Here is an 11,190-nt window from a genome sequence, read left to right on the forward strand (position 1 = left end):
ACGAAGCCATACCTGCCAAGTCGGTGAGCGCGACGACCAAGTTGATCGAAAAAGACAAGGTGTTCGCGGTGATCGGTCCGAGCGGGAGCGGCCAGGTGCTTGCTGCAATGGAAGTCGCTGCCCGGTACAAAGTGCCTATGTTTGCTCCTAACGCAAGTAACCCCAAGATCACACGGTCCGGTAACGAATGGATCTTCAGGACACATGCCGACGACATCCTGCATGCACAGGTGATGGTCGACTACATCGTCCAGCAGCTTGAGAAGAGGGATATCGCCATCATCTACGCCAACAACGACTATGGAAGGATCGGCATGGAGCAAGTTGTGGCCAGACTCCAGAACGCTCACGGTATCAAGCCGCTCACCATCGAAGCCTGCCAGGCCACTGACAAAGATTTCTCATCCCAGATACTGAAGGCCAGGGCCACCGGCGCGAGTGTCTTGATGCTATGCATGGATTACCCTGAAGGCGGGCTCATCGCCAAGCAGAGCAGGCAACTTGGGTACCGTCCGCAGATATGCTCTCTGGGAGGGCTATCGTTCGCCGGGTACTCCGAGATTGGCGGGAGCGCCACGACTGGTACTATGTCTACCATCCCCTACCTGCCCAAGCCCAGGACACCTTCTGAGGCAGCCTGGATTGAGAAGGCCACGAAGAAGTACGATCGGATTCCGAACTACACCTTTGCCAATGCATACAACTCCATGATGATCCTAGCGAAAGCCATTGAGCAGGTCGGGTTCGACCAGGAGAAAGTCAGGGCTGCACTTAGGACTGGCCTTTCCTACACTGGACCTACGGGAACGGTGTCGTTTGACGAGACAGGCAACGCCAAACGTGACCTGTACATCATCAAGGTGGTCGACCCCAACGCCTCCGGCGTCAACATCTGGGATATCGTCTGGCCTAAGTAGCACTACGGGCGTGCTCGCCCGGGGTTGTACCCCGGGCGAGCCTCCCGCGAGCCCGCGTGCTCTGGGAGGGAGTCATGTTGGGAGTTGGAATGCAGCTGTTCTTGCAACAGATCGCGTCAGGCTTGGGAATTGGCAGCATTTACGGCCTGATCGCTGTCGGGTACGTGATGATCTTCAATTCCGTCGGAGCCTTCAACTTCGCGCAGGCTGACATCTTCATGGCCGGTGCATTTCTGAGCCTGGTGTTTTACGGAATCCTGAGGTTGCCATTTCTCGTGTCGTTTGCACTGGTCATTGTTGGCAACGCGCTGCTCGGGGTCCTCCTCGAGCGAGTGGCATTTAGGAGACTCTTAAGACGACAAAGTATGAACTATATGATATGCACAATTGGCGTTGGTATCGTCCTACGTAACGCGGCGAGGCTGGTTTTCGGGACTGAGCTTTTCACGCTTGCGTCGCCTCTGAGCGAGGATCCTCTCATCATCGGCGGCATAGTTTTCGTGCCTCAGAACCTTGCAATCCTTGCTGCTACGCTCATTCTGTCCCTTATGATCCTGTGGTTCTTCCATCGGACCCGGATTGGCATGGCCATGCGTGCGGTGGCTCAAGACCAAGAGGCGGCTCGGCTGATGGGCATAAACGTGGGCAGGAGCATCTCCTGGACCTACGGGATAAGCTCCGGACTCGCAGGTGCTGCAGCCATGCTAGTGGCTCCTTTGTTCTTCATCGGAGCCGAGATGGGGCCGTCTTACGGAATGAAGGCTTTCGCGTCATTCATTCTCGGAGGGGCCACAAGTATTCCCGGGGCGTTGACGGGGGGCTTACTACTCGGGGTGATCGAGAACCTAGTGGGCGGGTACGTATCCACCACATACAAGGACGCTGCTGCCTTCCTGGTTCTCGTGATTGTTCTGTTCCTCAAGCCTTCTGGGATCCTGGTGAGGGGGGAGAGACGGTGAGGCGTTGGTGGCCAGTTGGATTGCTCCTCGCAGCTGGGGCCGTTCTGCCGCTGACCGGTGACTACAACCTGCACGTGTCGAACCTGTTCATGTTCTACGCCATATGCGTGCTTGGTCTGAACATCCTAGTCGGGTACACCGGCCAGTTCAGCCTGGCCCAGGCCGCGTTCTTCGGTATCGGCGCCTACGTGGCGACCCTATGCGTCCTGGATCTGCACCTTCCTCATGGAGTGGCCATAGTGGCCGCAGGGTTGTGCACAGGTGCGTTCGGTATTCTCCTTGGCCTTCCCACACTCAGGTTGAGTGGTGGGTACCTAGCCATAGCCACCGTGGCATTCGGCGAGACAATCAGGCTTGTGATGCTGAACTGGGTTCGTGTAACCCGAGGCTCATCTGGAATCCGCGGCATCCCAGCGTTTCGGGTGTTCGGGTACGAGTTTCTGACCTTGAAGTCGCAGTTCTATTTGACCTTATTCTTCTTTGCCCTGTGCGTATGGATCTACACCCGGATGATCCACTCTCACGTCGGCCGGGTTTTCACAGCCATCAGGGAGAACGAGCCTGCGGCCCGGGCGATGGGCATCAACACTCTATACTACAAGGTCCTGGCCTTTGCCTCGAGTTCCTTCCTGTGTGGGATAGCGGGCGGCCTATATGCGTTCACTATCCGGTTCATCAGCCCCGACAGCTTCGTGGCTTCAGAATCCATCGCCATGCTGTCTATGGTGGTGATTGGCGGAGTCGGCACCATATCCGGCGCCATCATAGGCGCCCTGCTTCTTACCTTCCTGCCGGAATGGCTCCGCTCCATGGGCGACTACCGGCTCTTGCTCTTCGGGTCGTTGCTGGTGGTTATGATGCTATTCATGCCTGACGGAATTGTTGGATTGGCAAACAAAGTCTTCGAGCGGTTCGGGCCTCGTCCGTCGGCTCGGGCGGAGGAGCGTGAGATAGATGGCACTTCTTGAAATCAAGGGCTTGAGTAAGTATTTCGGAGGCCTGAGAGCCTTAGACGATGTGACCCTCTCCGTCGCCGAGGGTGAGGTGTTCTCGGTAGTCGGCCCCAACGGATCCGGCAAGACAACGCTTTTCAACGTCATAAGCGGCATCTATGCCCCGACCAAGGGGAGCGTAAGATTCGGCGACCGGGATCTTACCGGGGCGGCCCCTCACCGTGTGGCACAGGCTGGCATCGGCAGGACATTCCAGAACGTCTCTCTGTTCCCGAAGATGTCAGTACAGGACAACGTGCTCCTGGCGATGCACTCGAGGAGGCGTGAGAACCTGGCAGCCGGAATCGCCCGGACTGCTGCATGGAACCGGGAGGAACGAGCGTGCATTAGACGGGCCCGGGAACTGTTGTGTTTCGTTGAACTTGGTGGGCGTGAGGGCGAGGCCGCAAGGAACCTTCCGTACGGCGAGCAGAAACGTCTGGAGATCGCACGGGCGCTAGCGCTTGAGCCCAAGTGCCTTTTACTCGACGAACCAGCCGCGGGCACCAACCCTAGTGAACTAGAAGTCCTGACCGAAGTCATTGCGCGCATTCGCGACCTCAAGGTCACGATCATGCTGATAGAGCACAGGATGGATATGGTCATGACGATCTCAGACCGGGTGCACGTGCTCAATCAGGGGAGGACGATTGCATGGGGTACACCGGCAGAGGTGTGTAGCAATCCTGAAGTAATAGAGGCCTATCTCGGGAAGGGGGCGAGCACTGGTGCTGCAGGTTAACGCCATCAACACCTACTATGATCGTGCTCACGTCCTCCGGGATGTTTCCCTCGAGGTCCGTCAGGGCGAGATAGTCACGCTCATCGGTGCAAACGGGGCGGGAAAGACAACTCTCCTGAAGACTGTGAGCGGTCTGCTCTGGCCAACCTCGGGCACCATCACGTTCCTGGGACGCGAAATGCAAAGAGCCTCGGTGGAGCAGATCATCCAAGCAGGTATCTCCCTCATCCCTGAGGGCAGGAGGGTCTTCCCCAGGATGACAGTGCTGGAGAACCTGACCTTAGGCGCGTTCCTCAGGCGTGATCGTGCCGAGATTCTGTCGGATATTGACTATGTGTTCGGGCTTTTCCCCAGGCTTGCCGAGCGCAAGTCGCAGATGGGTGGCACTTTGAGCGGTGGGGAGCAGCAGATGCTGGCCATAGGACGGGCGTTGATGTCCCGGCCCAAGCTTCTTCTCTGCGACGAACCGTCGATGGGCCTCGCCCCCATACTCGTCGAGAGCACGTTCGAGATAATCAAGAAACTTCGGTCCGATGGCACTACGGTGCTTCTGGTGGAGCAGAACGCGAGGGTAGCCCTATCCATCGCGGACAGAGGGTATGTCATGCAGAACGGGCAGATAGTCATGGGAGACCGCGCAGACCGACTTCTCGAGGACCCTGGAGTCAGACGCGCCTATCTCGGCATGGCGGCGGCAGCGCGGCCCGAAACTCGGGGGTGAGTAGTTGCTGGACGTCGTTTTCGAAGGTGGCAGGATAGTCGACGGAACCGGGAACCCTTGGTTCTACGGGGATGTTGGAGTGCACGACGGCAAGATAGTCTCCATCGCACGGCGTGTTAGAGAGACTGCTGCGGAGCGGATAGACGCTCGGGGGCTCGTCGTGGCGCCGGGGTTTGTTGATGTGCATGCCCACTCGGATTTCAGTCTTTTCTACGACCCTGCGATCATGTGCAAACTGCGCCAGGGAATTACGACTGAGGTCACAGGGAACTGCGGACTCTCCGCAGCGCCACTTAGGGACGGACGGCTCAGTCGGATGCAAGCGGATATCTGCGCGGACATGGAAGTAGAGCTGAAATGGACGACCTTTGAGGAGTACCTCGAGTGCGCGAAGGCCGCTCCACTCGGGACGAACGTGGGGTGGCTCGTGGGGTACAACACCGTGCGCGAGTGGGTGGCCGGTGTTAAGCCGACACTTACCTCAGCTGAGCAGGGCTTGATCCTGGAGGTAGTCGGGCGGGCGATGGAGGCAGGTGCCCTGGGACTCAGTTCGGGGCTGGTTTACGAGCCTGGCAATTACGCAACCGTTGATGACCTGGTCGAGGTGTGCCGAGTGGTGGCCGGATGGGGTGGGATCTACTCGAGCCACACGCGAGGTCTTCGCGAGACTCTTGCGGAGGGGGTTGCTGAGGCCATCGAGATTGGACGCAGGGCGGAAGTACCGGTACAGATTTCGCATCTGACGCCGCAGTACGGCGGCTGGGACCGCATCCAGCTCGCTCTGGATCGCATTGACGCTGCCCGGGCCGAAGGGGTCGATGTCTGTTTCGACCTACACCTGGACGAGGTGGGTGGAACCAGCGCGCTCGCGACGTTGCCACCGTGGGTGAAGGAAGGTGACGTGGATGCCATGATCGGCAGGCTCACCGACCCCCGAATGCGCGCCCAGGTCAGTGCGGAAGTTCGAGAGTTCGTGGGGCCCGGCACCTCCGGGTTCATCCGTCACTCCTGCTGGGATCTGCTTCGTGTGGCGAGCGCGCCGGGCACGCCGGACCTGGTGGGGAAGTCGTTCGAGGAAATCGCGAAGGTGAGTGGGAAGGCGCCGATCGACACCTACTTCGACATCATCGTAGCCAATCGGGGTAAATTGCAGCTCACTGGCCTATACACCCCGGCTGAGGAGATCCGGAGGGTTCTTGCGCATCCAAGATCCATGGTGGCCACGGACGCGGTGAGCCCGTCGAGGACTCAGCGGGTAACGACTCCCAGGAACTACAGTACGATGCCGAAACTCCTGGGCCGGTATGTGCGCGAGGAAAGCCTGCTCTCCTTGGAGGAAGCCGTTCAGAAGATAACCTCGCGTCCGGCGATCCGGTTCGGGCTCCGAGGGCGGGGGATACTCGCCGAGGGTTTTTGGGCGGACGTGGTCGTATTCGATCCGGTCACGGTGGGGCCTGTCGTAACCGATGAAGGTGTCATGAATGGAGAGGACTACCCGGACCCCTACGCTCGCGGCATCCTCTACGTTGCAGTGAATGGGATACTCGAGATCAGGGAAGGCCGGCCCACCGGCATGCTTGCGGGCAGGCCTCTCCTCCGCGCGTGAGCCATGTACGACTACCGTCGGTTAATTCAACGCAGAGCAAGGAGGGTACGTTATGGGAAAGCAGACCATAAGTCCAAGGCCGGGTGGGCCCCCTGTGGCAGTGCGAGCAGGTTCGCTCATCTTCTTCTCCGGGATCGATCCAAAGTCACCTGAAGCGCCTGGCGGGATCCACGCTATGGGTGAGATAGGTAAGCAGACGGAGTTCGTCATCGAGAAGCTCATCCGGGCGCTCGGAAGCATGGGGTTGACGCTGGACGATGTTGTGAAGGTGAACGCCTACATAGACGACGCCAGGAAGTGGCCTGAGTTCAACGCCGCGTACAACAGGCACTTCACGAGGGATGAGACGAGGCCTGCTCGTGCAACGATTCCGGCCGGGAGGTTTGACGAGGGTATGTGCGTCGAGCTGGACGTTGTGGCCCTGGCCCCAGAAGGAAGGTGAGCTACCGTGGCCGTTCTGTACTCTGCCCCGGACACTGTAGAGCAACTCTCGGGCTTGAGCCTTCGGGGCACAATGCTCACAACCACTCAGTGCCATGATAGAAGGCACGTCCTTCCATTCGTGCTGTCCCACAGGGGGAAGGACTACTTCCTAGTCAGGCAGGTCGAATTGGGCAACTTGGCCGGCGCGGGATTCACCCATCTGCCGGTAGTCCCGTTCCTTCCGTATTTCCTCCCGGACCCAGTGGAAGGTGTGCATGAGACGGCGGCCAAGGCGGCGCTTGCAGTGGCGGGATCGGACCCCATTACTGTGGACGCGGCTACTCCCGTGTCCGTTTTCGAGGAACTGGGCGGAGCTGCCACGGTTTCTGTGCAGAGAGAACCGGGCGTCCCGGTGTGGGCGTACAAGTTGACACGGCAGAAAGTCCTGGGGGCTTTCAACCACCACAGGCCGGAAGTCGTGGATGTGGCTCAGAGACTGACTGCAGGCCATCCCCAGGCTGACCGGCTTGGGCGTTGGTACGCTGCCGACGAGAATACCAGCTTCGAGCTTCTCGATCGCATGGCGGGCGAACGTGGGATAGGTGCGCTTTTGGCCACCTGGGTCACTGATTTCCAAGAACTAGCCGGTCTTCCGGGGAGGCTCGCGGAATTCGCCGGGTGCTGTGCGCTTTACCTGGTGGGGACGGGTGAGACGTGGGTGCTCGCGAAGGCAGGGTATGGTGTTCCAGGCGAAATGCCGGTTCGGTCGTATCCCGATATCGCGTCTGCAGTCCGCGATATAGCCGGGTCAGCAGTTGTAGGCTACGAGGCGGACACGATGGGTGCCTCTGCCTTCCTGGACCTCGTCGACCGGGGAGTTGATCTCGCTGACGGTGGCGGAGTGATGCGCGACTGGCGTGAGGAGAAGGCTCACTGCGATATTCCATACTTCGTGGTGTGCGCCATGGCCTCGCGTTACGCCATCGATAGCGCGATAGACTTCGCGCGACGCGCAATCCGCGGGGGAGTCCAGATCTCCGAAAAGGATGTCGACAGAATCTACGTCGCCCGGGTCCGTGAGTTCGCACGCGAATGGGCACTGCCGATTCAGCTGGAGCTGTATTTCACCAACAACCACGCGGGCGCAAGGAGCATCTACCCGTCACGTCCCGTGGACTACAAGTTAGATTCCGGTATCGTATCGCTCAAGGCGGATGCGGGGCTTTTCGCTTATGACGACGGGCTGTTTCACGCGTGCTCCGACATCGCCCGGACTCTGACCACTACCGGCCCTGCCTCCGAAGTCTTCGATGCCATGGAGAAGGTCATGCTCGAGCAGACGATCCCAGGCATCCTGCCCGGGATGACCGGCGCTGAGATCCACGAGATGGGGACTAATCAGATGGGCGGAAGTGAGCCCGTTTTCCGGATGCACGGGTTCATGCCCGACGGGTTCCACTGGCGGACCGGATACAAGAGAGACATAGGCCACGTGCTCGAAAGACAGGAATCGAACACCTTCGGCTTCAAACCCGGCGTGACACGGCCTGTGCATGCGGGAATGGTAGGGTGCGTGGAGTTCCACTGCGCCTACGACGGTCACGGCATGACCTGTGAGGATACTTTCGTGATAGATGAAGGCGGTGCTATAGTGATAAGCCGCGGCGCGGAGGAGTTCGGCTCATCCGGCATAGTCACGAACCGGCGTCGTTCGGGGTGCTGGGTGTTGTGACTTCGGGAAGATAGGGAGGTACACATGCTGTGGCGTTCACTTCTCGGGGGAGGGTATTAGCTGCCTTGGCTCGTCAGGAGCCGGATCGGGTGCCCTTCATGGAACTGAGAATTGATGAAGAGATGGAGCAGGAGTTGATGCAGAGGAGACACTTCACCCCCGCCGAGTTGTGCCGGGCTATCCACATGGATGGGTTTGGAATCGATTACTACCCGCCTGAGGTGGCACGGAGGGAGCACGCTGGAGACCGCGACTACGTGGTCGGCGGAGCTCTTACAACAAGGGACGAGGTCTCGCGGTTGACTCTGCCCAGGCTGGATCGGGAGTTCTTCTCGGAAGGGCGGAGACTGCTCGAAGAGTTCGGTGACGAATACGCGGTTTTTGCCAGAACCAGACTGGGACCGTCCTACGTCCTGTTGAACATGGGACTCGAGGGTTTCTCCTATGTGCTTTATGAGGACCCGTGGATAATCCAGGAGGTCATGCGGATCTACGCCGACTGGGCTTGTGAACTGCATCAGGCCTTATGCGAAATCGGCTTTCCGGTCATATGGGCGTGTGACGACCTGGCTTTCAAGACCGGCCCATTCTTCTCCCCTAACGTGCTCCGGGAGCTGTTCATGCCGGGCATGCGGAGAATCGCCGACAGTATTAAGGCACCTTGGATATTCCATTCCGATGGAGACTTGTCTCCCTTCTTGGATGATCTGGTCTCGCTGGGCATGAACGGCCTGCATCCGATAGAACAAGGTGCCATGGACATAGCAGATGTGAAGAGCAGGTATGGCGACCGCCTCTGTGTCATCGGGAACATTGATTTGCACTATACGCTCACCCTAGGAACACCAGAAGAGACGAAGCGTGAAGTCCTTGAGAGGATCCTTGCAGTTGCCCCAGGAGGTGGATACATTGTCTCGAGTGGGAACAGTATCACCCACTACTGCAAGGTTGAGAACGTCCGTGCCATGGTCAGGACGATCCACGAGTACGGCGAATACCCCATTGATTTGGAAAGGGTGCGAAGGGAGGTGAGATCCAGCGGGCGCTAGAAAGGTGATCACCGTAGGATCTGGCGGGGGTATGCATCACGCACTAGTGAGTCCAAACAACGAAGGAAGGAGCGATGGATTATGCGTCTTCGTGTAGGTGTCCTGGTTGCGCTTTTCCTTATGGTAGTGATGATAGGGGCTGGCACTGCTGCCCCGGAGCCGATCAGGATAGGGTGGATAGGCACCTTGAGTGGTCCTGCAGCATTCGCAGGGCAGTGCTCTCGCGCAGGAGTGCTTCTGGCGGTTGATGACATCAATGGCGCAGGGGGTATCAACGGCAGGCCTATCGAAGTCATCTTTGAGGACGATGAGTACACTCCTGCCAAGGCTGTCAACGCCATGCAGAAGCTGGTGTATAGCAACAACGTTCTCGCTGTCTTGAACCAGGGACCCAGTTCAGTTCAGCTCGCTACCATGCCCATAGCGGAGAAGGCCGGCGTCACACAGTTCGCCGTTGCAAGCAGCCACAAGAAGGTCACCGGATCGGGCAACAAATGGGTGTTTCGTCTGAATGGAACTGACAACATGTTTGGCGGCGGCGTAGTAGACTACATGGTCAACGAACTGGGACTCAAGAGGTTGGCTATTCTACACCTGTCCGACGAGTTCGGTTACGGTGCCAGGGACGAGTACGAGTACCATCTGAACAGGTTTGGCCTGAAGCCGGTAGCCGTTGAAGTGATGAACACAGGGGACAAGGATGTAAGGTCTCAGCTCATGAAGATCAGGAGGGCGAACGCCGACGGCATAGTCTGCGCCATCTCGTATCACGACGGCGCTTTGGTTGCTAAGCAGGCCAGACAGATCGGGTTCAAACCTCGCATCGCCGGTCTCGCGGCTTGGAGCAACCCGAAACTGATTGAACTCGGGGGCGAAGACTCAGTTGGGCTTCTGCACGGGACCCCGTACTTCCCTATGACGGATGTTCCACACATGAAGGAGTTCATCGACCGGATCACAGCAAAAGGTTTCCCTGGCGATGTCTATTCGGCTCAGGGCTACGATGGCATGATGCTCATCGCTAAGGCCATGAAGGAAAAAGGCATTAGCCGTGAGGGCATCCGGGACGGGTTGGCAGAGGTCCGAGATTATCTTGGAGTCTCATCACCCGTACCATTCTCAGTAGCACCCAACGGCGAGTTTGTCCGCGACGTTTTCGTCGTCGAAGTGACGCCAGAACTCGCCTACAAGGTAGTACACCTCTCCAGCATCAAGTAGGTTCACACTTCTTTGGGTTGAGACTGGTTAGATGAGAGCGGGGTGGGCCCGCGCCCGCCCCGCCATTGCGGGGGTGCGGTTATGACACATAGAGAACGGATCAAAGCAGCCCTTTCCAGGCAAGTCCCGGACAGGGTGCCAGTCGACTTGGGGAGCACCACCGCCACCAGCATCACCGAGACGGCATATGCCCGGTTGCGGGAGTGGATCGGTTTAGCACCGGAAAACCCCGTATTCATGTCCAAGTCCAATAGGATTGTGACGCCTGGGGAAGACGTGCTGCGCCGCTACGATGTAGACACGCGTTCACTCATGCCTGGCCCCCCGGATAACTGGGAGGACATCCCGTTGCCCGGTGATTCGTACGAGGATGAATGGCACGTTGTGCGCCGGAGGCCGGAAGGCGGCATTTACTACGACCTTGTAGGTGCGCCCCTGGCTTCCGCTGTATCAGTGGCGGATCTCGAGGCCTTTGAATGGCCCGATCCGCTCGATCCAGGCAGGTTCCGCGGGGTGGAGGCGCGCGCCAGGGCGCTCCATTTCGATACGGACTATGCGGTGGTCGCTTACCTTCCTGGCTGGGTTGTCCTTCAGTCTCAGCAACTACGGGGATTCGACAACTTCCTGGCCGATCTGATCATGGACCCCGATTTTGCCTGTGCCTTGATGGACCGAGTGCTCGAATACAGCCTCGTTCTCGGCGAGAAGTTCCTGTCACTCGTGGGCAGGTATGCAGATGTCGTATATGTGTCCGATGACGTATGCATACAGACCGGACCCATGATGTCGCCGGAGACGTACAGGAAACTGATCAAGCCCCGGCACAGGCGA

The 11,190-nt window shown here is 58.6% G+C and carries 11 protein-coding genes; all 11 read left to right on the forward strand.

Annotated elements, in window-relative coordinates; all coding sequences use genetic code 11:
- Positions 1–917: ABC transporter substrate-binding protein (locus tag NUW23_05900; protein MCR4425710.1), on the forward strand; the 917-nt coding region annotated here is incomplete at its 5' end.
- Between the two features lie 74 nt (positions 918–991).
- Positions 992–1,876 carry a branched-chain amino acid ABC transporter permease gene (locus NUW23_05905; protein MCR4425711.1) on the forward strand — a complete coding sequence of 295 codons (885 nt, stop codon included), beginning with the start codon at positions 992–994 and terminating at the stop codon, positions 1,874–1,876.
- A complete protein-coding gene (locus NUW23_05910) occupies positions 1,873–2,844 on the forward strand; it encodes a branched-chain amino acid ABC transporter permease (protein ID MCR4425712.1) in 972 nt (323 codons plus the stop codon). The genes NUW23_05905 and NUW23_05910 overlap by 4 nt, the downstream gene beginning before the upstream one ends.
- Positions 2,831–3,610 (forward strand): ABC transporter ATP-binding protein, encoded by a 780-nt coding sequence (locus tag NUW23_05915; GenBank protein ID MCR4425713.1) that lies wholly within the window; start codon positions 2,831–2,833, stop codon positions 3,608–3,610. Before NUW23_05910 ends, NUW23_05915 begins: the two co-directional genes overlap by 14 nt.
- Positions 3,597–4,331, forward strand: coding sequence for an ABC transporter ATP-binding protein (locus tag NUW23_05920; protein MCR4425714.1), 735 nt, complete (start codon positions 3,597–3,599; stop codon positions 4,329–4,331). Before NUW23_05915 ends, NUW23_05920 begins: the two co-directional genes overlap by 14 nt.
- 4 nt (positions 4,332–4,335) lie before the next feature.
- Positions 4,336–5,937, forward strand: a complete 1,602-nt coding sequence (locus NUW23_05925; protein MCR4425715.1) for an amidohydrolase family protein — start codon at positions 4,336–4,338, stop codon at positions 5,935–5,937.
- 52 nt (positions 5,938–5,989) lie between these two features.
- The gene (locus tag NUW23_05930; protein ID MCR4425716.1) at positions 5,990–6,379 is read left to right on the forward strand and encodes a RidA family protein; all 390 of its coding nucleotides are present in this window, start codon (positions 5,990–5,992) and stop codon (positions 6,377–6,379) included.
- 6 nt (positions 6,380–6,385) lie between these two features.
- The gene (locus tag NUW23_05935) at positions 6,386–8,092 is read left to right on the forward strand and encodes a hypothetical protein (protein MCR4425717.1); all 1,707 of its coding nucleotides are present in this window, start codon (positions 6,386–6,388) and stop codon (positions 8,090–8,092) included.
- Positions 8,093–8,157: 65 nt separating this feature from the next.
- Entirely contained in the window at positions 8,158–9,141 is a 984-nt protein-coding gene (locus tag NUW23_05940) for a hypothetical protein (GenBank protein ID MCR4425718.1), read from the forward strand.
- Positions 9,142–9,222: 81 nt separating this feature from the next.
- Positions 9,223–10,359 (forward strand): ABC transporter substrate-binding protein, encoded by a 1,137-nt coding sequence (locus NUW23_05945; protein MCR4425719.1) that lies wholly within the window; start codon positions 9,223–9,225, stop codon positions 10,357–10,359.
- A gap of 81 nt (positions 10,360–10,440) precedes the next feature.
- Positions 10,441–11,190: hypothetical protein (locus NUW23_05950; GenBank protein ID MCR4425720.1), on the forward strand; the 750-nt coding region annotated here is incomplete at its 3' end.

This window comes from Bacillota bacterium (assembly GCA_024655925.1).
GTDB lineage: Bacteria > Bacillota > DTU025 > DTU025 > JANLFS01 > JANLFS01.